Origin of the sequence: Methylocella sp., from assembly GCF_041905455.1 — a bacterium.
In the GTDB taxonomy this organism is placed as follows: Bacteria; Pseudomonadota; Alphaproteobacteria; order Rhizobiales; family Beijerinckiaceae; genus Methylocapsa.
In genome coordinates this window covers 84,461-105,847 of record NZ_JAYRLA010000005.1, presented here as the reverse complement: position 1 = coordinate 105,847, position 21,387 = coordinate 84,461, and the positions used below count along the sequence as shown (strand labels likewise).

Annotated in this window: 19 protein-coding genes; 9 read left to right on the top strand and 10 right to left on the bottom strand. The window is 71.2% G+C overall.

Going from position 1 to position 21,387, the window contains the following annotated elements:
• Positions 1–91: 91 nt before the first annotated feature.
• The 3 genes from ACE3OG_RS06055 to ACE3OG_RS06045 all read right to left on the bottom strand — a co-directional run bounded on the left by ACE3OG_RS06055 (position 92) and on the right by ACE3OG_RS06045 (position 1,600).
• Positions 92–373 (bottom strand): hypothetical protein, encoded by a 282-nt coding sequence (locus ACE3OG_RS06055; RefSeq protein ID WP_374306717.1) that lies wholly within the window; start codon positions 371–373, stop codon positions 92–94.
• A gap of 40 nt (positions 374–413) precedes the next feature.
• Entirely contained in the window at positions 414–806 is a 393-nt protein-coding gene (locus tag ACE3OG_RS06050) for a hypothetical protein (RefSeq protein WP_374306715.1), read from the bottom strand.
• Positions 807–1,033: 227 nt separating this feature from the next.
• Entirely contained in the window at positions 1,034–1,600 is a 567-nt protein-coding gene (locus ACE3OG_RS06045; RefSeq protein WP_374306713.1) for an SH3 domain-containing protein, read from the bottom strand.
• Positions 1,601–1,829: 229 nt separating this feature from the next.
• Here ACE3OG_RS06045 and ACE3OG_RS06040 point away from each other — a divergent pair, with 229 nt between their 5' ends.
• Genes ACE3OG_RS06040 through ACE3OG_RS06030 form a run of 3 tightly spaced genes read left to right on the top strand, consistent with a single transcriptional unit; the run spans position 1,830 to position 4,217 of the window.
• On the top strand, positions 1,830–2,825 hold the full coding sequence (locus ACE3OG_RS06040) for a 2-hydroxyacid dehydrogenase (protein ID WP_374306711.1): 996 nt from the start codon (positions 1,830–1,832) through the stop codon (positions 2,823–2,825).
• Positions 2,826–2,838: 13 nt separating this feature from the next.
• Positions 2,839–3,609, top strand: a complete 771-nt coding sequence (gene kdsB / locus ACE3OG_RS06035; protein WP_374306709.1) for a 3-deoxy-manno-octulosonate cytidylyltransferase — start codon at positions 2,839–2,841, stop codon at positions 3,607–3,609.
• Positions 3,606–4,217 carry a histidine phosphatase family protein gene (locus ACE3OG_RS06030; protein WP_374306707.1) on the top strand — a complete coding sequence of 204 codons (612 nt, stop codon included), beginning with the start codon at positions 3,606–3,608 and terminating at the stop codon, positions 4,215–4,217. Before kdsB ends, ACE3OG_RS06030 begins: the two co-directional genes overlap by 4 nt.
• Positions 4,218–4,230: 13 nt before the next feature.
• Here ACE3OG_RS06030 and ACE3OG_RS06025 read toward each other — a convergent pair whose 3' ends face one another.
• Together ACE3OG_RS06025 and ACE3OG_RS06020 are read right to left on the bottom strand one after the other, a co-directional pair.
• Positions 4,231–4,578, bottom strand: a complete 348-nt coding sequence (locus ACE3OG_RS06025) for a hypothetical protein (protein ID WP_374306706.1) — start codon at positions 4,576–4,578, stop codon at positions 4,231–4,233.
• A gap of 111 nt (positions 4,579–4,689) precedes the next feature.
• Positions 4,690–5,754, bottom strand: a complete 1,065-nt coding sequence (locus ACE3OG_RS06020) for a polysaccharide pyruvyl transferase family protein (RefSeq protein WP_374306704.1) — start codon at positions 5,752–5,754, stop codon at positions 4,690–4,692.
• A 137-nt stretch (positions 5,755–5,891) separates the two neighbouring features.
• Between ACE3OG_RS06020 and ACE3OG_RS06015 the strand changes: the two genes are divergently transcribed.
• Entirely contained in the window at positions 5,892–6,869 is a 978-nt protein-coding gene (locus tag ACE3OG_RS06015) for a polysaccharide pyruvyl transferase family protein (RefSeq protein ID WP_374306702.1), read from the top strand.
• 6 nt (positions 6,870–6,875) lie between these two features.
• Here ACE3OG_RS06015 and ACE3OG_RS06010 read toward each other — a convergent pair whose 3' ends face one another.
• From ACE3OG_RS06010 to ACE3OG_RS06000, 3 genes are read right to left on the bottom strand one after another with little or no spacing between them, the layout of a single operon-like run.
• Positions 6,876–7,757 carry an NAD(P)-dependent oxidoreductase gene (locus tag ACE3OG_RS06010; RefSeq protein WP_374306700.1) on the bottom strand — a complete coding sequence of 294 codons (882 nt, stop codon included), beginning with the start codon at positions 7,755–7,757 and terminating at the stop codon, positions 6,876–6,878.
• A gap of 13 nt (positions 7,758–7,770) precedes the next feature.
• Positions 7,771–8,157, bottom strand: a complete 387-nt coding sequence (locus ACE3OG_RS06005) for a DUF805 domain-containing protein (RefSeq protein ID WP_374306698.1) — start codon at positions 8,155–8,157, stop codon at positions 7,771–7,773.
• 18 nt (positions 8,158–8,175) lie between these two features.
• Complete coding sequence (locus ACE3OG_RS06000; RefSeq protein WP_374306697.1) at positions 8,176–9,102, bottom strand: ketopantoate reductase family protein; 927 nt, start codon at positions 9,100–9,102, stop codon at positions 8,176–8,178.
• 359 nt (positions 9,103–9,461) lie between these two features.
• Here ACE3OG_RS06000 and ACE3OG_RS05995 point away from each other — a divergent pair, with 359 nt between their 5' ends.
• Positions 9,462–10,754, top strand: coding sequence for a lipopolysaccharide biosynthesis protein (locus ACE3OG_RS05995; protein WP_374306695.1), 1,293 nt, complete (start codon positions 9,462–9,464; stop codon positions 10,752–10,754).
• A gap of 37 nt (positions 10,755–10,791) precedes the next feature.
• Positions 10,792–11,949, top strand: a complete 1,158-nt coding sequence (locus tag ACE3OG_RS05990; protein ID WP_374306693.1) for a glycosyltransferase family 4 protein — start codon at positions 10,792–10,794, stop codon at positions 11,947–11,949.
• A gap of 6 nt (positions 11,950–11,955) precedes the next feature.
• Here the strand turns inward: ACE3OG_RS05990 and ACE3OG_RS05985 are convergent, their stop codons facing one another.
• Both ACE3OG_RS05985 and ACE3OG_RS05980 read right to left on the bottom strand, forming a co-directional pair.
• Positions 11,956–12,219, bottom strand: a complete 264-nt coding sequence (locus tag ACE3OG_RS05985; RefSeq protein ID WP_374306691.1) for a PepSY domain-containing protein — start codon at positions 12,217–12,219, stop codon at positions 11,956–11,958.
• A gap of 224 nt (positions 12,220–12,443) precedes the next feature.
• A complete protein-coding gene (locus ACE3OG_RS05980) occupies positions 12,444–13,448 on the bottom strand; it encodes a DUF4105 domain-containing protein (protein WP_374306689.1) in 1,005 nt (334 codons plus the stop codon).
• Between the two features lie 180 nt (positions 13,449–13,628).
• Here ACE3OG_RS05980 and ACE3OG_RS05975 point away from each other — a divergent pair, with 180 nt between their 5' ends.
• The 3 genes from ACE3OG_RS05975 to ACE3OG_RS05965 all read left to right on the top strand — a co-directional run bounded on the left by ACE3OG_RS05975 (position 13,629) and on the right by ACE3OG_RS05965 (position 21,383).
• Positions 13,629–14,906: an NAD(P)/FAD-dependent oxidoreductase gene (locus tag ACE3OG_RS05975; protein ID WP_374306687.1), complete on the top strand. Its 1,278-nt coding sequence runs from the start codon at positions 13,629–13,631 to the stop codon at positions 14,904–14,906.
• 154 nt (positions 14,907–15,060) lie between these two features.
• Positions 15,061–17,112: an autotransporter assembly complex family protein gene (locus ACE3OG_RS05970; protein ID WP_374306685.1), complete on the top strand. Its 2,052-nt coding sequence runs from the start codon at positions 15,061–15,063 to the stop codon at positions 17,110–17,112.
• Positions 17,112–21,383: a translocation/assembly module TamB domain-containing protein gene (locus tag ACE3OG_RS05965; RefSeq protein ID WP_374306683.1), complete on the top strand. Its 4,272-nt coding sequence runs from the start codon at positions 17,112–17,114 to the stop codon at positions 21,381–21,383. Before ACE3OG_RS05970 ends, ACE3OG_RS05965 begins: the two co-directional genes overlap by 1 nt.
• Positions 21,384–21,387 lie beyond the last annotated feature (4 nt).

Sequence of the window (21,387 nt, the reverse complement as noted above, 5' to 3'; positions counted from 1 at the left end):
CGCGAAGCGCAAGAAAATAAGCCGCGACGCGCCAAGGCCCGGACGCCGGGCGTCCGGGCCTTGGCCGGTCAGGAAGGCGAGGGGCGCGCCGTCAGGCGCCGACCCGGCGCCGACGGGCGTTCGAGCGCGCCGCCGCCTCGACCTGGTCGAGGGCGTAGGTCTTCTGCAGGAAGTCGATGGCCTCGCGCGCGCCGCGCAGGGAATTGTTGTCGACGCGCGGACGAACGGCCGCAAGCGTCCAGTTCGCCGCGTCGCCGCAGTTCTCGCGCGGCTGGACGAGGACCTCGTTCACCGCCTCGAAGCCATGGCAGCTCTTCAATTTTTCGAGGCAAACGGACTGCAGCTCCGCGAAGGAGCAGATGGCTCGATTCATGGAAGGCTCCGGAATAACCGTCTTCGGGCGTCAGGTCGCCTCAGCGCCGCGCGTGGACGAGGAAGCCGATGAAATAGCCGACGGCGGCGGCCGCGAGCACCGCGCCGATCGGCTGGCGCTCGATCCGGGAGGCGAAGTCCGCGCCTGCGCGCCGCGCCGCGCCCGCCGCGTCGGCGGCGACGTCCTGCGCCGCCGCGCCCGCCGCGGCCGCGCCCGACTTCGCCTGCGCGCTCAGGTCCTTGAACGCGCCGGCGGCGCGGCCGCGCGCGTCGTCGAAAGCGTCGGAGGCCTTGTCCTTGAGCTCGCCGAGGCGGCTCGTCGCCGCGTCCGCGACGTCTGACGCCTTGTCCTTCACGTCGTCGAAGCGCTCGAAGGCTCTATCCTTGACGTCCTCTAATGCGTCGCGCGCGTCGTCGACCTTGTCCTGCGCCATCGTCTGAAACTCTCCATCGCCGAAGCTGCGCCGCGGGACCGGACAAAGCGCCCGGGAGCGCTCGCCTCCAGGCGCCTTCGGCCTCGTGCTGGCGGCTGAACGTGCGAATCCGTGATGCGTTCCCGCGACGCGCCGCCCGGCGCGCTCCCGTGACGCGCCGCCTTGGCGCGCGCAGTCTCGATGGCCGCAGGCGGAGAGGACGCGCGCCGGGGCGGCGGCGCGGCGGCTCAGTCGAACTTTTCGCCGGGATAGACGCCCCACAGGTCGCGCTGGGCGACGTAGCCCTTGAACCCTTCTCCCCAGACGCGGCACCATTCGCCGTCGCAGCTCTTCACGTTGGCGATGACGTTCGGCTGCAGCGCGGCCACCGTGGCGCCGCGACCGCCCGGAGCGTCGTAGACGCGCGCCTCGGGCGCCTTCTTCCAGGGGGTGACGAGGCCGGTGCGCCGGCCGGACAGCAGGGAATGGAGCACCCAGCCTTCCGAGCCCTCCGAATCGCGCACCTTCCGCCAGACGTCGAACTCGGCGGTGATCTCGACGGGCAGGCCGGCGCGCAGGAACACCCAGCTCGTGCGATGCTCCTTCGAGGGGCCTTCGCGCAGGTTGACGCGGTCGGACTTGAGGCTGACGTAGCGCGGAATCGGCAGGCCGCTCACCGTGCCGACCGGTTGTCCGGGCGCGCCCGCCGGCTCGGCGGCGGCGGGCGCGAGGCCGAGCGCGACGAGGACAAGCGCCAGCGCGCGCCAGCCGCGCGGCCTCCGGCGGCCGACTCTCGCCTTTGACCTTTGCGCCATCCTCGCAACCTTCCGCATTGCTCAAGGGAGCGGCCCAAGGGAAGACGATCCCGAGGGAGGCCGCAGCCTCGCGCCGGGCCGCAGTCCGGCGTTCTTGTCTTTGACCGGCCATCTGCTACGAAGTCTTCAACTCTTCGAAGCGCGCGGCCGGCGACGCCCTGTTCTGCGCCGCTCATGGTTAAGGCGGGGTGAAAGCCGCACTCGCCCGCGCAGGACCGCAGGACGCAGCATGGCCCGCATCAGACCGCTCGTGATCGTCACGCGCAAACTGCCCGACATCGTCGAGACGCGCATGCGCGAGCTGTTCGACGCGCGCCTCAACGTCGACGACCGTCCGATGACGCGCAGCGAGCTCGCCGCCGCGATGGGCGAGGCGGACGTGCTGGTGCCGACCGTCACCGACCGCGTCGACGCCGAGCTCATCAAGCTCGCCGGACCGCAGCTGCGGCTCATCGCCAATTTCGGCAACGGCGTCGACAACATCGACGTCACCGCGGCGACCGAGCGCGGCCTGACCGTGACGAACACGCCCGGCGTCCTCACCGAGGACACCGCCGACATGACCATGGCGATCATCCTCGCCGTCGCCCGCCGCATCGTCGAGGGCGCGGGCGCCATTTCCTCCGGCGAGTGGTCGGGCTGGGCGCCGACATGGATGCTCGGACGGCGCATCACCGGCAAGCGGCTCGGGATCGTCGGCATGGGCCGCATCGGCCAGGCGCTGGCGCGCCGCGCGCGCGCCTTCGGCCTGCAGATCCATTATCACAACCGCAGGCGCGCGGCGGCCGAGATCGAGGAGGAGCTGGAGGCGACCTACTGGGAGTCGCTCGACCAGATGCTCGCGCGCATGGACGTCGTCTCGGTCAACTGCCCGCACACGCCGGCGACTTACCACCTGCTTTCGGCGCGCCGGCTCAAATATCTGCGCCCGCACGCCTTTCTCGTGAACACCGCGCGCGGCGAGATCATCGACGAGGCGGCGCTGACCAAGATGCTCGAGGCGGGCGAGATCGGCGGCGCCGGGCTCGACGTGTTCGAGCACGAGCCCGCCGTGTCGAAGCGTCTCCTGAAGCTCGCGGAAGCCGGCAGGGTCACGCTGCTGCCGCACATGGGCTCGGCGACGAACGAGGGCCGCGCCGACATGGGCGACAAGGTCATCGTCAACGTCAAGGCCTTCCTCGACGGCCACCAGCCGCCGGACCGCGTGCTGCCTTCCATGCTTTGAGACGGCGCAACAGATGGCCGCGATCGTCATTCCGGCGCGCTGGGGCTCGCGCCGCTTTCCGGGCAAGCCGCTCGCGATGATCGCCGGCCGCACGCTGATCGAGCGCGTGCTGCGCGTCGCCGGCGCCGTGCGCAACTGCGCGCGCGTCCTCGTCGCGACCGACGACGAGCGGATCGCGGCGCATGTGCGGGCCCTTGGGGGCGAGGCGGCGATGACCTCGCCCGACCATCGCAACGGCGCCGAGCGCGTGCGCGAGGCGGCCGCGGTCGCCGGCCTCGACGACGACGCGCTGGTCAACCTGCAGGGCGACGCGCTGCTGACCCCGCCCTGGGTCATCGAGGCGCTGATCGACGAGCTTGAGCGCGGCGACGCGCCGATCGTCACTCCGGCCGTGCGGCTCGAGGGCGCGGCGCTCGCCGCCTTCGCCGCGCACAAGGCGCAGGTTCCGACGAGCGGGACCTGCGTCGTCTTCGACCGCAACCGCGACGCGCTCTATTTCTCGAAGGCGCCGATCCCCTTCATGCGCGCCCCCGGCGCGGCGCACCGGCACATCGGGCTGTATGGATTTCGCCGCGAAGCGCTCGAAGCCTATTGCGCGCTGGCGCCGACGCCGCTCGAGACGGCCGAAGGGCTCGAGCAGCTGCGCGCGCTGGAGCACGGGATGAAGATCAGGGTCGTCGTCGTCGATTATCGCGGCCGCGCCCACGGCTCGATCGACGACCCCGCCGACGTGCCCGTCGTCGAGGCGATCATCGCCCGCGAGGGCGAGCTTGCGCCCGATTGAGCCCGCGCCTCATCCTGGCCCGTCACGGCGACACTTTCGCGCCCGGCGAGAAGGTCGTCTTCGTCGGCGCCCGCTCCGATCCGCCGCTGACCGCGCGCGGCCGGGAGCAGGCGCGCGCCGGGGCCGCGGAGCTTTCGCGCCGGGGGCTCGCGCCCGACCGCGTGCTGTGCGGTCCGCTGCGCCGCACGCGCGAGGCGGCGGAGATTTTCGCCGAAACCCTCGGCGCGCCGGCGCCCGAGCCCGACGCGCGGCTCACCGAGATCGACCATGGCGCATGGGAGGGGAAAAGCGCGGAGGAGATCCGCGCCCTCTGGGGCGAAACGGCCTTCCTCGCCTATGACCGGGACGGGGCGTGGCCGCAGGCCGCGGGCTTCTCGCCGCCGCGCGCGACGCTCCTCGCGCGCGTCGACGCGCTCCTCGACGAAGCCGCGGCGGGCCGCGGCGCGCCGCTCTACGTCACGAGCAACGGCGTGCTGCGCCTCTTCGGAACGCGCGCCGGGGCGCGTCCCGAAGCCGCGAAGATGCGCACCGGGGCGCTCTCGCTCCTGAGCCTCGACGCCGACGGCGCGCGGATCGAATTCTGGAACGTCTCGCCGGAGCGGGGCTGAACCCGCCTGCGGGTCAGATCGGCCCCATGCAGGATTCCACATAGGCGTGCAGGGCGTTATGCGGCGTCCCGGCGGCGAGGCCGGCGCTGCGGCAGCGCTCCGCCGCCGCCTTCATGCATTGATGGACTGCGTCGTGATAGCCGGGCGATCCGCGCAGCGAGGCGGTCTGCGCGCGGCACTGGTCTCGCGGCGTGACGCCGCCGGCCGCGGGCGGCGGCGGCGCAGGGGCGGCAGGCGCCGGCATCGCCGGCGCGGGCGGCGGAGGAACCGGGGCGGCGGGCTGCGGCTCGGCGCTCTGGGCGAAGGCGGGCGCGCAAAAAAGCAGGGCGGCGCAAAGCGCGGCGGCGAATCTTGCGGTCATGGAGAAGGCTCCGGCGCGGGAGGCGCGCGCCAAGCCATGCTCCCGGCGCGGAGGCGACGCAAGGCCGCCGCCGCGCACGAACGCGCGAGCGCCCGACGGCGTGCTTTCGGCCTATGGCTTGTGACGGCGCGCGTCGGCCTGCCGCAGGCTTTTCACGTCGTGCTGGAGCGCCAGGCCGCGGATCAGCGGCAGGTCGAACACCGTTCCGCCGGGAGGCGCCGCGACCGGGTTGGGCTTGATCGGCAGCGCGGCGAGGAGCGCGTCGCCGTCGAGCGAGACCGGCGACCAGGCGGAGTCGATCGCCGCGATCAGCTTCTCCCAGTCGGTGCGGCGCGTGCGCGGCTGCACATAGACGGGAAAACGCGCCTTGCCGAGGCCGGAGTAGAGGTCGGCGACGCGCGGATCGAGGTCGTTCGAGAGCACGCTTTCGGCCTCGTCGACGCCGATCCTGACGCCGTTCCGCTGGCTGTGCGGGGCGAAATAGAGACAGGGGATGCGATAGCTCTCGGCGAACACCATGCCGTGCAGGCTGGTCGAGACGAGGCGCTTGCAGGACAGGATCTCGTCGAGCTTCTCACGCATCGGGTCGACGCCGATCCGCGTCACCGTGTTGATGAGGCGGATTTTTCCGGCGAGCTCGTCGGGCACGAGATAACGCTGGAACTGCTCGTTGAAATGCACGTCGAGTTCGCGGTCGGTCAGCTCGGACAGATGCAGGATGACGCCAAGCTCGTATTTCTTCTCGAGGCCCGGATCGTAGAAGCGCGGCAGCAGCCAGACCGGATCGCCGTAGACGCCCGGGCCGCCCTCGCCGCCGCTCAGCAGCTGCTCCGACACGCGCCCGCGCGTCGCGCGGATGTCGATCGTCGTGTCCTGCGGCGGGACATAAGGCGTCTTCTCGACGCCCGCCTTGCCGGGGTTGAGCCAGGGCGAGCAGCCCGTGCCCCAGAACCAGACCTTTCCGCCCGAGAAGCCGTGGCCGATGGTGCCGACCGCGGCGAGGCGAGGGGTCTTCGACGCGAAGGGGATGCGCTCGACCGGAAGCCCGGAGCACAAGGCCACCATGACCGGGCTCAGCGCGTCGCCGAAGTTGAGGTAGTCCATCTTCTCGGTGCTGCCGGCCCAGCCGAGCGGGACGGCGCCGGCCTTCTCGACGATTTCGGCGAATTCGCTCAAGGCGCGCGCTCCCCAGTCGCAAGGCCGCCTGCATAAGGGCCGCCCGGGAACGTGTCAAACCTCGTCCGGCGCGCTTGACAAGCCGGCGTCGCTGCTGCTTCGCAAGGCCGCGCGAGACGCCGCAGGCGGGAGAGACGATGCTTTTCGACGATCTGAACACCATTCCGCTGGTCTGGGTCGCGAGCACGCAGACGCATCCCGACTGCAATCTCGGCGACGCGCTGAGCGCCGTGCTCGTCGCCGTGCTTTCCGGCAAGCCGGTGCGCCGCGCGGCTTTCGACCGGCCCGAGGACCGGCTCGCCGCGGTCGGCACCATCGGCCAGAATTTTCGCGAGGGCGAGGTTCATTTCTGGGGCACCGGCCTCGACGCCGCGCGCCACCCGGTGCATGGCGCGAAGGCGCCCTTCGGCCTCGCGCCCGACACGAAGATCGTCGCCCACGCCGTGCGCGGGCGCTTCACGGGCAGGGCGCTGGAGGCGGCCGGCGTCGCCGATCCCGGCGTCTACGGCGATCCTGTGCTTCTGCTGCCGAAAATCGTCCCGCCGGAGGCGGAGAAGACGCGCGAGCTCGGGATCATCCTGCACATCTCGGAGCTCGAGCAGGCGACCGCCGCGGGCGGCGTCAAGGAGATCTTCAAGCGCTACAGGATCCCGCCGGAACTCGAGGACGAGGCGATCCTCGTCAACACTTATACGGCGGCGAATTTTCCGGCCATGAAGGCGAAGATCAGGGAAATCCAGAGCTGCCGGCGCATCCTCTCGACCAGCCTGCACGGGATCGTCCTCGCCGAGATCTATGGCGTTCCCTGCGCCTGGTTCGCGACCTATCCGGGCGGGCTCATGCGCCTTCCCGTCGAGGATCCGGCGGCGAAGATCGACCATCGCTTCCGCGACTTCTATTCGGGCGTCGGGGCCTCGCATGTGCTGGCCTATGCGCAGGACCGCGGCCAGCCGACCGATTTCGCCGCGGCGATGGCGGCGATCGACCGCGAATGGAAGCCGCTCGCCTACGACGGGCGCGCGCTCTACGACGCCTTTCCGCTGGCCAAGGCGGTCAGCTTCGACGACCCGCTGTGGCCGGCGCCCGAGGGGCTGATGAACTCGATTCCCTTCTGAGGGGCGCTATCCAAGCCCCGCGTCGGAGCGCGCGCGCCTCGCGATCGCCGCCCAATCGAGCTCGCCGTCGCCGTTGGCGAGGGCGGCGAGGAAGCGGTCGCGAACCAGCGCCGCGAGCGGCAGCGGCGTTTCGAGCGCCTCCGCCGCCTGCAGCACGAGGCGGTTGTCCTTGAGGCCGAGCGGCAGCCTGAACCCCGCCGGCGAGAATTTCTCCGACAGGATGATCTCGCCGTAGGTCTTGTAGACCGGGGCGGCGAACAGCGTCTCGGTCAGAAGCTCGAAGACCTTGCGCGGCTCGACGCCGCCCTTCTCCGCGAGCGCGAAGACCTCCGCGAGGCTCTCGATCACGCAGGTGATCAGGAAATTGCCCGAGAGCTTGACGAGATTGGCCTGCTCGGGCGCCTCGCCGACGACGAAGACGCGTCGCGAGACGGCTTCGAGCGCCGGCCGGACCTTCTCGAGCGTCGCGGGAGCGCCGGCCGCCGCGACGACGAGCTGCTGCGCCGCCGCCGCCTCGGGCCGCCCGAACACCGGCGCGCTGGCGAAATCCTGCCCGCGCGCGGCGTGCGCCGCCGCAAGCTCATGCGACAGGGCGACCGACACGGTGCTCATCGAGACATGCGTCGCGCCGGGCTCCAGCCCCTCGATCAGCCCGTCCTCGCCAAGCGCGACGGCGCGCAGCGCCGCGTCGTCGGCGAGCATGGTGAGCGCGGCCTGCGCGCCGCGCGCGGCGGCGGCCGGCGTCGGCGCCGCCTTCGCGCCGAGCGCCTCGAGCGGCGCGCAGGCGGCGGCCGAGCGGTTCCACACCGCGACCTCATGGCCGTTCTTCAAAAGGTTCGCGGCCATCGCCCGGCCCATCTGGCCAAGGCCCAGAAACGCGACGCGCATGCGCTCCTCCGATTTAAAGCAGCGCCGGCGCGTCCGCCGGCGGCGTCCCGAAGCGGTTGGGAAGCGCCTCGCCGCGCTGCGCGTAGAAGAACACCAGCAGCAGCACGCCGATCCCGGAGAGCATCAGCAGCTGCCACCAGCCGGTGCGGCCGATGTCGTGCAGGCGCCGCACGCCGACGGCGATCAGCGGCAAAAGCTGGGCGAGCTCGGCGATCGACAGGAACAGTCCCGGCCGGCCCTGGCCCATGCCGAAAATCCGGTCGAGCAGCGAGGCGGCGATGCAGATCACGATATAGACAAGGACGAAGGCCCAGAATTCGCCCCGCGAGGCGCGGCCGGTGAAATCGGCGTATCTGCGAAAGGTCGCGCGGTAGGAGTCCCAGAAGGCTTGCGGCTGCATGAGCATGGCTCCGTTCGTTCAGGGCGCCTCGCGGATGCGGCGCGCTTCGTGGCATCGAAGATGGGCGTAGGCGAGGGCGAGCGGCGACAGGGCTTGCGGCTCGCCCGATCGGGCGATGAGGTCGCCGAGGATGTGGTCGGCCTCGGTTCGCCCGCCCCGCTCGACGTCGCGCAGCATCGAGGCGGAAAAGCCCGAGCCCTTGGCGGTCAGCATCGCTCTCCCTCGCGCGCGCGCCGGCTCGCGCGGAGGAAAGCCGTTGCGCGCGGCTATTCCCGCCGTCTCGTCGAGGAGCGCGAGAGGGACGTCGAGCGCGCCGGCCGCCTCGATGTCGCCGACGGTCGCGCGCATCAGGCAGGTGGTCGCCGCCGCGGCGGCGATGAAGCTCCATTTCTCCCACATCTCGAGCGCGATCTTGTCGCTGCGGCGCACGTCGAAGCCGGCGCCCGAAAGCGCCGCCTCGACCTCGCGCGCCGGGCCGTCCTGCCCGCTCTCGCGCGCGCCGAAGGCGACCGAATGGAAGTCGCCGAAATGCAGCACGCGGCCGTCGGCGTCGAGCGTCGTCGAGATGGCGCACAGGCCCCCGAGCGCGTGCGCCGGCCCGAAGCGCGCGTCGAGCGCGTCGAGGTGGCGCATGCCGTTGAGCAGCGGCAGGATCAGCGTCGCGGGCCCGACGGCCGGCGCGAGCGAGGCGATCGCGTCGTCGAGGTCATAGGCCTTGCACGACAGGATCACGAGGTCGAAGGGGGAGGAGATGTCCGCGCTCTGGACCGTCGGCGGCGCGGCGATGTCGAGGTCGCCGAGCTGGCTTTTCACGACGAGCCCGGTCTTTTCGAGCTGCGCGGCGCGGCGCGGCCGCACGAGGAAGGTTACGTCCCGCCCGGCGGCGAGAAGGCGCGCGCCGAAATAGCCGCCGATCGCGCCGGCGCCGACCACGAGAATGCGCATGAAGGTCCCCGCTCAAGCCGGCGCCGGGAATCGGGCGCCGGTGCGAGCTTAGTACGGCGTGCGGCGCGAGGGAATCGCCGGAGCGCGGCCCGCGCCGCCCCCGGGTCGGGTCGAAGACGAGGCTGCGCGGGCCGCGCTCCGCGACGGAACCGCCGCCGTCCGGAGTTTCGGCAACATTATCGAGACGAAAAGCCGCAGCGAGGCTGAGAACGCCCAGCTTTCATGCAGTCATAAGCGCCGGAGCGCTGTTTATCGGCGGCCCGCGCGCGAGGCTCGTTGGGACAAACCTTGACTTCATCATGGCGCCCCTCTAGAGGGCGCAATAGAGTTGCGAGACGAGTTTTGGAGCGGGCGCCGGCATGCTTCGCAGGATCATACTCGGCTTCGGCGCCAACGCCTTCGGCCAGGTCGTCAGCATCGCCATCCAGCTTTTCTCGCTGCCGCTCTTCCTCTATTTCTGGGACCCGGCGACCTACGGGTCGTGGCTGCTGCTTTCGGCGATCCCCGCCTATGTCGTGATGGCCGACGTCGGCATGGTCACGGCGGCCGGCAACAAGATGGCGATGGCCGTGGGCCGCGCCGACCTCATTGAGGCCAACCGCGTCTACCAGAGCGCGCAGCTGTTCATGACCGTCGTCTGCGGCGGCCTCGGCCTGCTGCTCGTCCCCGTCGCGCTGCTCGCGCCGCTGCCCGCCTACATGACTTTCGACATGCGCGTGGCCCTCGCCGCGCTGCTGTGCGGCGTGCTCGTCGCCCTCTACGGCGGCTTGTCGGAGGCGGTGTTCCGCGCCACCGGCCGCTACGCCGTCGGCACCATGCTCGGGCAGATCTCGCGCCTGACCGAATTTGCCGGCTACATGCTGGGCCTTGCGCTGTTCCGCACCTTCTCGGGCGTCGCCCTCACCGGCTTCACGGGGCGCTGCCTCGGGACGGCGCTGCTGACCGTCCTCGGCCAGCGCGACGGCCAGGGTCTGCGCCTCGGCTTCGCCGCGGCGAGCAAGGAGGAGCTCATGAGCGTCGCCCGGCCGGCGGTCTCCTTCATGGCCTTTCCCCTCGCCAACGCGCTGAGCTTCCAGGGGGTGACGCTGCTCGTCGGCGCCCTTTCGGGAACGACCGCCGTCGCCCTGTTCAACACCTACCGCACCATCGCCCGCATCGCCGTGCAGGTCACCGCCATGTTCAGCCATGCGCTCGGACCGGAGTTCTCGCGTCTCTACGGGCATGGCGGCATGAGCGCCGCGCGCGCGCTGTACCGGCGTTCGGCGCTCCTCAGCGCGGCGCAGTCGGTCGCGCTCAGCGTCGTCCTCTACTTCGTCTCGCCGTTCCTGCTCGAAATCTGGACGCACGGACGCATCCCCTTCGTCCCGAGCCTGATGGCCTGGCTGCTGGCCTATGCGGCGATCGGCGGAATCTGGCATGTGCCGCGCATCCTGCTGATGTCGACGAACCGGCACGTCGGCCTCGCCGGCTGGTCGCTCGTCGCCGCGCTCCTGTGCGTCGCCGTGTCCTGGGGCCTTGGCCTGCTCGTCGGCGTCGACGGCGCGGCGATCGGCATGCTCGTCTCGGAGGCGTTCATCGCCGCCGTCTGCGTCTACATCGCGTGGCTCTCCTTCGCCGAGGCCGCGTCCGGCGCCCCGGCGAAGCCCTTCTGACGAAACCGTTCCGTTCTGGCCAGCGAGAGCCCGCCCCGTGAAAGTCGCCCTCTCGACCATCGGCAAGTTCCACACCTTCGACCTCGCCCGCGAGCTGTTCGCGCGCGACGCCCTCGCCGGGGTCATGACCGGCTATCCGCGCTTCAAGCTGAAGAACGAGAAGATTCCGCAGGAGCTGATCCACAGTTTCCCTCTCGTCCACGGCGCCTACATGGCCTTTCCGTGGAAGGATCGGCTGCCGGACCCCGCGATCGGCTTGTGGGAGCGGCTCGACGCCGAAAGCTTCGCCGCCTACGCCGCCGCGAAGCTGCCGCCCTGCGACGTCTATGTCGGCCTGTCGGGCTCGAGCCTGAAGGCGGGACGGCGCGCGAAAAGCCGCGGCGCGGCCTATGTCTGCGACCGCGGCTCGACCCACATCCGCGCGCAGAGCGAGATCCTGGCCGACGAGAACGCCCGCTGGGGCGTTCCGGGCGAGCCGGTCGACCCGCGCGTGATCGCGGTCGAGGAGGCCGAATACGCCGAGGCCGACCGCGTCACCGTGCCCTCGAGCTTCGTGCTGCGCACCTTCCTCGACCGCGGCGTGCCGCTCGAGAAGATGCGGCGGCTTTCCTACGGGGTGAATCTCTCCCGCTTCGCGCCCGCCGGCGCGCCCGCCGCCGGGCGCTTCGACGTGCTTTTCGTCGGCGGCATGAGCCTGCGCAAGGGCCTGCCCTATCTGTGCGCCGCCTTCGACAAGGTGGAGCATCCGAACAAGAGCCTGACCTTCGTCGGCTCGACGTCGGCGCCGGTCATGGAGCTTCTGAAGGCGCGCGGCCTGTGGCCGAAGGAGGCGCGGGCGGTCGGCCACATGCCGCAGGAGAAGCTCAAGGAGCGCATGAGCGCCAGCCACGTCATGGTCCTGCCGAGCCTCGAGGAAGGGCTCGCCATGGTGCTGGCGCAGACCATGGCCTGCGGCTGTCCGGTGATCGCGACGCCGAACACCGGCGTCGAGGACATCGTGAGCGACGGCGAGGAGGGCTTCATCTTCCCCGCGCGCGACGTCGACGCCCTCGCCGAGCGGCTGCAGCGCCTCGCCGACGACCCGAACCTGCGCGACGCGATGGGCGCGAAGGCGCTCGCCAGGGTCAAGTCCTTCGGCGGCTGGCGCGACTATGGCGACGAGGCCATGAAAATCTACGGCGAGCTTGTCGCGTGAGCTGCCTCAAAGATCGCCGTCGCTCATCGGCCAGCTTCGCCTGATCTCGCCGGTCAGCGGATCGGCCTCGAACTTGAAGATCGCGCCGTCCTTGACGGCGAGGCCTTCCCATCGCCCGTCGTCGGCCTCGGCGAGCGCGCCCGTATAGCCCAGCGACTGCAGCTTCGCCTTGAGGTTGGCGAGACTGATCCAGTCTTCGCCGGGCTGATCGGCCGCCGCGGCGCCCGCAACGCCGACGGTGAGAAGCAGGGCGAGCATGATTGATTTCATTATGTGTCTCCCTTGCGCGGCCTCGCGCTCCCGTTCCGCGGGTCTTGGAGCCCGCCGCGTCCTCAACGCTCAAGCCGCCGTTCGCGTTGCCTGCGCCGTTTCCGGCGTAAGCTCCTTTGCGCGCCGCGGCGCGCTATGCTGCATTGCGGGAGGAAACGCGAAATCGCCGCCGGAAGATCGGCGCGCGGCGCGAATTGTCGCGGGCGAGGAGGGCGAGAGGCGGCTCAGCGGTTGGGGTCGGGCAGATTCTCGCGCAATCTTGCGCCGAATTCCGCCTCCGAGAGTCCCGGAGCGATACGGTCGGTGACATGGGCGCGGGCGATCAGCTCGTCGAGCGGAACGCGCGTGTCGACGAGGTTATGGTCGTAAAAGAAGCCCGGCAGGAAGCCGTTGAGCACCACGCGCCAGTCTTTCGGGAAATTCGGGAACAGGCTGCGGATCATCACGAAGATGGTCGAATTGCAGTTCGCCGTCAGCGTGTTGTAAAATTGCGGATGCGCCGCGAGCGCGTTCGCCTCGCTTATGTATTCGAGCAGCAGCTTGCGCGCCTGGGGCTGCGTCAGCCGCAGGCGGAATAGCCGCGCGTCCTCCCCCCTCTCCTTGCGCAGGAACAGGTAGTCGCGCTCGTCGCCGGCGAGGAAGATCAGCTCGAACTTCCTGAAGAATCCGCCGAGCGCCGAGAAGGCTTCATGCCGCTCCGGCCGGATCTCGATCGAGAACAGGAGATGGCGCCCGCCCTCGAAATTGAAGCTGACCATCGAGTGGGCGATCAGCGGCCCCATGAAATAGACGAGATAGAAGTCCGCGCCCTCGAGCTTTTCGAGGTCGTAGCTGCGCTCCTCCCAGTTCTCGTCGAAGTCCTGCTCGCTGCGCCAGTTGAAGTTGCGCACGTTCTGGACCGTCAGCTCGTCGCCGCGCAGGACGCCGGTGACGCCATGGGCGACCGCAGGCGCGAAATCACGGTCGTTCGAGGGATGGATCGTCCCCCACCACAGGAGCAGCGCCGCGAAGGCGGCGGCGTAGGCGATGAAGGCGTCGCGCAGGCGGCGCCGGAACAGGCCTGCGAGCGTCAGCCCCGCAAGGAGGAGGAAGGCGGCGATCACGGCGAGCCGCGGCGTCTGCTCGAGGGGGAGCTGGAACCACAGCGCGAGCGCGCCCCACAGCGCCGAGAACAGGACGATCAGGACGCCGAGAAAGCGCGCCGCCGCGCGCAGCCATCGTCCGCCCATCGCGCTCTCCCTGGTCGCCGCGCCGCGCCGCGCGGGGCCTGCGCCGTCTCGATAGCAGAGGGCGCCCGGCGCCGCAAAGCGCGGCGCCGGGCGCCCCCCCAAGCCGCGTGCGGGTTAAGCGCCAGATCAAAATGGCTAGAGGGCGGCCCCCCCGGGCGCGCCCAGCGAGAAAGGCCTGCGATGGAAACCCCGCTGCACCATGTCGTCGTCGTAGGGGCCGGCTTCGGCGGCCTGCACGCCGTGCAGAAACTGAAAGGCGCCCCCGTCAGGATCACCATCGTCGACCGGCGCAACCACCATCTGTTCCAGCCGCTGCTCTACCAGGTGGCGACGACCTCGCTCGCCACCTCCGAGATCGCCTGGCCGGTGCGCCATCTGATGGCGCGGCGCAAGGACGTGACGACGCTGCTCGCGAGCGTCGACGGGATCGATCCGGCGGGCAAGACGGTCTCCTTCGAGGACGGCGGCTCGGTCGCCTATGACACGCTGATCCTGGCGACGGGCGCGCGCCACGCCTATTTCGGCCACGACGAATGGGAGCCTTTCGCCCCCGGCCTCAAGACGCTCGAGGACGCGACGACGATTCGCCGGCGCGTGCTCATCGCCTTCGAGCGGGCCGAGCGCGAGGCCGATCCGCAAAAGCGCGCCGCGCTGCTCACCTTCGTCATCATCGGCGCCGGGCCGACCGGCGTCGAACTCGCCGGCACCATCGCCGAGCTCGCGCATGAGAATCTCGTCGAGGATTTCCGCGCCATCGACACGCGCAAGTCCCGCGTGGTGCTGATCGAGGCCGGCCCGCGCATCCTGCCCGGCTTCACCGAGGATCTTTCGGCCTACGCCGAAAAGGCGCTCGAGAGGCTCGGCGTCGAGGTGCGGACGGGCGCGCCGGTCACCGAGTGCTCGGCCGAAGGCGTGACCTTCGGCGGACAGGTCCTGCCGGCGCGCACCATCCTCTGGGGGGCGGGGGTGCAGGCTTCGCCCGCGGCGCAATGGCTCGGCGCGCCGGCCGACGGCGTCGGGCGCCTCCTCGTCGAGCCCGACCTGACGGTTCCCGGCCACAAGGACATCTTCGCGGTAGGCGACACGGTCTCGATCGCCGGCCCGGACGGCGCGCCCGTGCCGGGCATCGCCCCCGCGGCCAAGCAGGAGGGCGTCTACGTCGCCTCCGTCATCAAGGCGCGCCTCGCCGGCAAGCCTGCGCCGGCGCCGTTCCATTACCGGCACGTCGGCAGCCTCGCGACCATCGGCAAGCGGGCGGCGATCGCCGATTTCGGCTGGATCAAGGTGAAAGGCTCGTTCGCCTGGTGGCTGTGGGGGATCATCCACATCTACTTCCTCATCGGCCTGCGCAACCGGCTCGGCGTCGCGCTGAGCTGGCTGTGGATCTATTTGCTCGGCCACCGCAGCGCCCGCCTCATCACGCAGGGACGCCAGTGGGCGGGGGAAGAGAAGACCTGAGGCTTTCGCGCAACAGACCCTGCGTTAAGAAAGCGTTAACCTCGTCCGCACGGGCAAAATTCACGTTTGCCCGCCAAGACACGTCGGGCGCGTTCCTTCGGGGAGCGCGAGGAGGGGCCGCCGCGGCGCGGGCGAAACGGCGCAGGGAGCAGGAATGGGGCGCAGGGGACGAGGTTTCGGGTCGGCCGCGCGCGTCCTCGCCGCTCCGCCCATCGCCGGCCTCCTGGCGTTCCCCGGCCGCGCGGCGCTCGCCGGCCTCCTGACGCTCGCCGCCGCGCCGGGCGCGGCGCTCGCCTTCGACTTCTTCGGGCTGTTCGGCTCCGAGAAGCCGCTCGAGCCGACGCCGCAAAGCCTGCCCTATGCGATCGACTTCGTCGTCGAGGGCGACGAGGGCGTCAAGCCGTCGCTGCAGGACGCTTCCGTCGCCTACCGGCTGCGGCGCGATCCGCCCTCGGACGGCGCGGCGCTCGCCCTGCGCGTCGGCGCCGATTTCGCCCCGCTCCTCGACGCCCTGTGGGCGCAGGGCTATTTCAACGCGAAGATCTTCGCGCGCGTCGGCGGCGCCGAGCAGAAGCTCATGGGCGCGGGCGAGCTGACGAGCCTGGCGCGGGCGGCCGAGGCCTATCGCGGCCGCGCCCTCGTTCCGGTCACGATCGTCGTCCACACGGGCGAACTGTTCGCCCTGCGCCGGATCGCCGTCCTCGACGGCGCGGGCGCGCCCTTTCCGCCGGACGTCCCGCCCGACTACGTGACGAGGCTGAAGCCCGGCGATCCGGCCAAAGCCGCCGACATCCGCGCCGCCAACGCGCGGCTCGTCGATTATTTCCGCGCCCGCTCCTATCCGCTCGTCAAGGCGCCGCTCCCGCAGCCGGTCGTCGACCATGCGAACGGGACGGTCGACGTCGCCTTCACGGTGACGCCGGGGCCGCAGGCGGGCTTCGGAGCGGTGTCGATCACGGGGCCGCAGGGCTTCGACCCGGCGATCGTGCGCTCCTTCGTCTACCTGCAGGAGGGGCAGCCCTACACCCCGCGCGCGCTCTCCGAGACGCGCCGCTCGATCACCTCGATTCCGGCCGTCGGCTCGGTGCGCATCCGCGAGGCGGACCATCTCGACGCCTCGGGCAATCTGCCGGTCTTCATCGAGGTCGGCGACCGCGCGAACAATCTCGTCGGCTTCACCGCCGGCTATTCGACGGTCGACGGCCCGATGGGCAACGTCTACTACGAGAACCGCAACCTGTTTGGCGGAGCGGAAAGCCTGCGCCTCGACGGCGCGGCCTTCTACACGCCGCGCGTCTATGGCCTCACCACCGGCGCCGGCCCCTTCGGCGAGCAGAATTTCAGCGAGGCCGGGCTCGGCGGGCGCGTCTCGGCGAGCTTCGTCAAGCCGGCGCTGTGGGGTTCGCGCGTCGATTTTCTGGCGAGCGGCGCCGCCGAGCTGAACCGCGCCGGCGGCGGCGACTTCGGCGGCTACGCCTATCAGCTCGCCGGCGGCACGGCGGCGCTGCGCTACCGCGTCGACGAGAGCCTGCAGCTGCAGGCCGGCCTCAAGTTCGAGAAGGGCGAGGCGACCGACTCGCTCGGACGCGTCGACTACGCCTTCCTCGGCGTCCCGCTGTCGATCCGCTACGACGGGACCAACGACCTGCTCAACCCGACGCAGGGCTTCCGCCTCGCCGCGACCGTGACGCCCTATCCGGGCGTGTTCGGCTCGGCCGGCTTCACCAAGGCGAGCGTCGCCGGCTCGGCCTATTACGCCATCGACGAGTCCGCCGACTACGTGCTCGCCGCGCGCGCGGGCTTCGGCTCGATCTTCGGCGTCGACGGCGGCCTCGCCTCGCTCCCGGCCAACTACCGCTTCTACGAGGGCGGCCTCGCGACGCTGCGCGGCTACCGCTACAATTCGGTCGGCCCGCGCACATGGCAGGGCTACACCGTCGGCGGCCTCTCCGCCTTCAACGCCACGCTCGAGGCGCGTCTCAAGGTCTGGGGCGACTTCGGCGTCGCGCCCTTCTTCGACGTCGGCGGCGCCTACTGCGATTCGATCCCGAGCGGCGGCTGCGGCGACACGCGGATGGCGGCCGGCCTCGGCCTCCTCTATTACACGCCGATCGGACCGATCAGGGTCGATTTCGCCCGGCCGCTCAACCCGCGCGACGGCGACTATCCGGTCGCCTTCTACGTCAGCATCGGGCAGCCCTTCTGATGGCGCGGCGCAGGATCATCTCCCTCTCGGCGCTCGCCGCCATGCTGGCGCTGGCGATCGTCGGCGCCGGGCTCGTCGCCTTCGCCGTCGGCGGCCGCGCCGCCGACGAGCAGAAGGGCGTGCTCGCCGACCTCATCTCGCGCGCCCTCTCGACGCCGGAAAGCCGCGTCTCGATCGGCGCGATCGAGGGCGCGCTGTCGTCCGACGCCACCATCCGCAATCTCCAGATCGCCGACCGCGACGGCGTCTGGCTGTCGATCAACAAGGCGCGCATCGTCTGGCGCCGCCTCGCCCTGCTGCAGCGGCGCCTCGAGGTCGACCAGCTCGACGTCGACGAGGTGAAGATGCCGCGCCGGCCGATCCCGGCGGAGACGCCCGTCTCGGGCGAAGACCAGCCTCTGCTGCCCGAATTGCCGCTGCGCGTCGACATCAGGCAGTTCACGCTCGCAAGAGCCGACCTCAGCAAGCCGGTGTTCGGCGTCGAATCGGCCTTCTCGACCGGCGGCTACGCCAAGCTCGGACCGCCGGCGGAGGGGCTGCAGTTCTTTCTCGACGCGCAGCGCCTCGACAAGCCGGCGACGGTCAACGTCCGCCTCAACCTCGTGCCCGGCACGCAGCGGCTCGACCTCAAGGTCAATCTCGACGAGCCGGCCGGCGGCATCATCTCCGAGCTCGCCAACATTCCGAACCGGCCGCCGGTGCGCCTCAACATCGACGGCGCCGGCGCGCTCGACGCCTTCAACGCCAAGCTGCTGTTCGACGCCGGGCCCGGCGTCGGCGCCAAGGGCGACGCGGCGCTGAACCGCGAGGGCGCCGGCCGGCGCTTCGGCTTCGACCTCGCCGCGGAAGTGTCCGGCATGCTGCCCGACGTCGCCGCGCCGGTCTTCGCCGGAACGACCCGCCTTTCCGGCAACGTCGCCTTCAACGATGATTCGAGCGTCGACATCCCGGGCGTCGCGCTCACCGCCGCCGCCGCGCGGCTCGTCGTCAAGGGCGCGGTGTCGAAGGACAGGCAGGCCGATATCACGATCATGGCCGAGAACGTCGCCAACGACGGCGCGGGCACGAAGCTCAAGGACCTCGAGATCGGCCGCCTCGCCCTCAACGCGGCGGTGCGCGGGGCGCTCGACCAGCCGACCGTCGATTCGACGCTCGAAGCCGAGCGCGCGCGCCTGCCCGCCGCCGCCTTCGACCGGCTCGAGGCGAGCTTCAAGGCCGCGCCGAGCGGCCCCATCGGCGAGGCCTCGACCGTCCTCAACCTGTCCGCCGACGCCGCGCTGAAAGGCCTCGCGCTGGCGAACCCGTCGCTCGCCAGGGCGGTCGGCTCGCAGGCGAGCCTCACGCTGCGCGGCCGCGCTAACATCCGCGGCGGCACCGATCTCGACGCGCTGGACCTGAAGTCGGAGAGCCTGTCGGCGGGCTTCAAGGGCCGCCTCGCCAAGAGCGAGCTGCGCGGGCGCCTCGAGGCCGCCTTCCCCGACCTTTCGCGCTTCTCCGGCCTTGCGAACCTCACGCTCGCCGGCGCGGCGAAGCTCAAGGCCGACGTCGAGGGCACGCCGCGCTCGAACCGCTATTCGGCCAATCTCGACGCCAGGGCCGAGCGCTTCGCGACGGGGCTTTCGGCGGTCGACGGGCTGTTCGGCGGGACGCTGACGCTCGCTGGCGCGGCGCGGCTCGACCCGGACGGCGGCTTCGGCTTCAAGGATCTGCGCCTCAACGGCCCGAACGCCAGCGCCCGCGTCGACGGCGCGGCGACTCCGGCGCTCGCCGATCTCACCGCGCAGATTCTCGCGCCCGACCTGTCGAAGGCCGACGCGCGGGCGAAAGGCGCGGCCGAAATCTCCGCCCATCTCACCGGCACGCTGGACAAGCCCGACGCCGACGCGACGATCGCGATCCGCGACGCGAGCCTCATCGGCCGGCCGGTGCCGCGCCTCGAAGTGAAGGCGCAGGCGAAGGATTTGCGCGGCGACCTCGACGCGCGCCTTTCGCTCGACGGCGAGATCGACCGCAAGCCGGCGCGCGGCGGCCTGAGGCTGTCGCGTCCGGCCGCCGGCGGCTATGCGCTTTCCGATCTCGACCTTTCGATCGGCTCGGCGAGCGCCAGGGGCGCGCTGTCGCTCGACGCGGACAATTTCGCCGCCGGCCAGCTCTCGGTCAGCGCGCCAAACCTCGACGACCTCTCGGCGCTCGCCCTGCGCAAGCTTTCGGGCGCGCTCGACGTCGAGGCCGCCTTCTCGCACGAGGGAGGCCGCCAGGACGCGAGCCTCAAGGGCAGCGGGCGCGACGTCTCCGCCTTCGACGTTTCGCTCTCGCGCTTCTCCGCCGATCTGTCGGCGAGCGACCTCTACCGCAGCCCGCGCGTCTCGGGCTCGGCCGCGATCGACGAGGCGCGCGTCGCGGGGCAAACCGTCTCGCGCGTGAGGCTCGACGCGCGCCCTTCGGGCGACGCGAGCGACGTGACCCTGTCGGCGCTGGCGAGCGGCTTCTCGCTCGACGCCAGGGCCCGCGTGCTGGCGCAGACGCCCGTGCGCATCGACCTCGCCAGATTCGACGTCTCGCGCGGGCGCGAGCGCATCGCTCTCGCCGGCCCGGCCTCCGTCACCATCGCCGACGGCGGGGCGGCGTTCCGCAACCTCGCCTTCAACCTCGGCGGCGGACGCCTTTCGATCGACGGGCGCGCCGGCGAGACGCTCGACCTCAAGGTCGCGGCGCGCAGAATCCCGCTCTCCGTCGCCGAGATCGCGAGCCCGGGCCTTGGCCTTTCGGGAACGCTCGACGGCGAGGCGAACGTCTCGGGCCCGGCGGGCGCGCCGACCGGCGCCTACAAGCTGTCCATAGCGGGCCTGACGGCGCCGCAGACGAAATCGGCCGGCCTGCCGCCGATCGCCGTCTCCGCCTCCGGCCGCTTCGAGAACGGGCGCGTCACGACCGACGCGACGATCGCCGCGCCGCCCGCCGGGCGCTTCACGATCAAGGGCTCGGCGCCGATGTCGGCCGAGGGCGCGCTCGACCTCGCCGTCAAGGGCGCGCTCGACGCCGGGATCGCCAACCGCTCGATGTCGGCGGCCGGGCGCAACGTCAAGGGAAGCGTCGCCATCGACGGGCGCGTCGGCGGAACGCTGGCCAAGCCGCAGGTCTTCGGCTCGGCGAGCCTTGCGGGCGGCTCCTTCCGCGACGTCGACCAGGGCGTGCGGCTCGACGCGATCAATGCGAAAGTCGTCGCCAAGGGCGACATGCTGACCATCGAGCGCGCCAGCGCCTCGACGCCCAACGGCGGAACGCTCTCGGCCTCAGGCTCCGTCCGCGTCGATCCGGCGGCGGGCTTTCCCGGCGACATCCGCCTTTCCGGGCGCAACGCCCAGCTCGTGCAGAGCGCGATCGCCACCGGCGTCGCCAATCTCGACATGACGCTGTCCGGCCCGCTCGCGAAAAACCCGCGCGTCGGCGGCAAGGTCGACATCCTCTCGCTCGACATCCAGATCCCGGACCGGCTGCCCGCTTCGCTGCGCCCGCTGCCGGGGCGCCACATCGCTCCGACGCCGACGGCGGCCGCCCGCCTCGCGCTCGACGCGCGCGCCAGGCGCGCCGGGGCGGCCTTCGACGCCGCGCTCGACCTTGCGATCAACGCGCCGGGCCACATCCGCGTGCGCGGGCGCGGCCTCGACGCGACGCTCGGCGGCGGCCTCAAGCTCACCGGCACGCTGCAGAATCCGAAGCCGGTCGGCGCCTTCAGCCTCGTCACCGGCCGGCTGCGCATCCTGACGAGCGATCTCGACTTCACGAGGGCCAACCTCACCTTCTCGGGCGACCTCAATCCCGAGCTCGACTTCCTCGCCTCGACGCAGGCCGGCGGCGCCTCGATCAACGTCGGCGTCAGCGGGCCGCCGTCCGATCCCGCCTTCTCGTTCACGTCGAGCCCCGACCTGCCGCAGGACGAGGTGATGTCGCGCCTCCTGTTCGGCACGTCGTCCGGCCAGCTCTCGCCGACGCAGGCCCTGATGCTGGCGCAGGCGGTGGCGATCTACACCGGCGGCAACGACGCGCTCGAGGAGCTGCGCCGCTCGCTCGGGCTGGGCGCCGGCGATTCGAGCAATCCGCTGTCGAATTTCCTCGGCGATCGCGTCAACGTCGGAATTCAGTCGGGCGCGACGCCGCAGCAGACCGGCGTCGGCGTCACCTTCGACATCTGGCGCGCGGTCAAGGCCCGCGGCGTGATCGACGCGACCGGCGCGGTGTCGGTCGGCGTCGGCGCCGAGCACGAGTGGTGAGCGG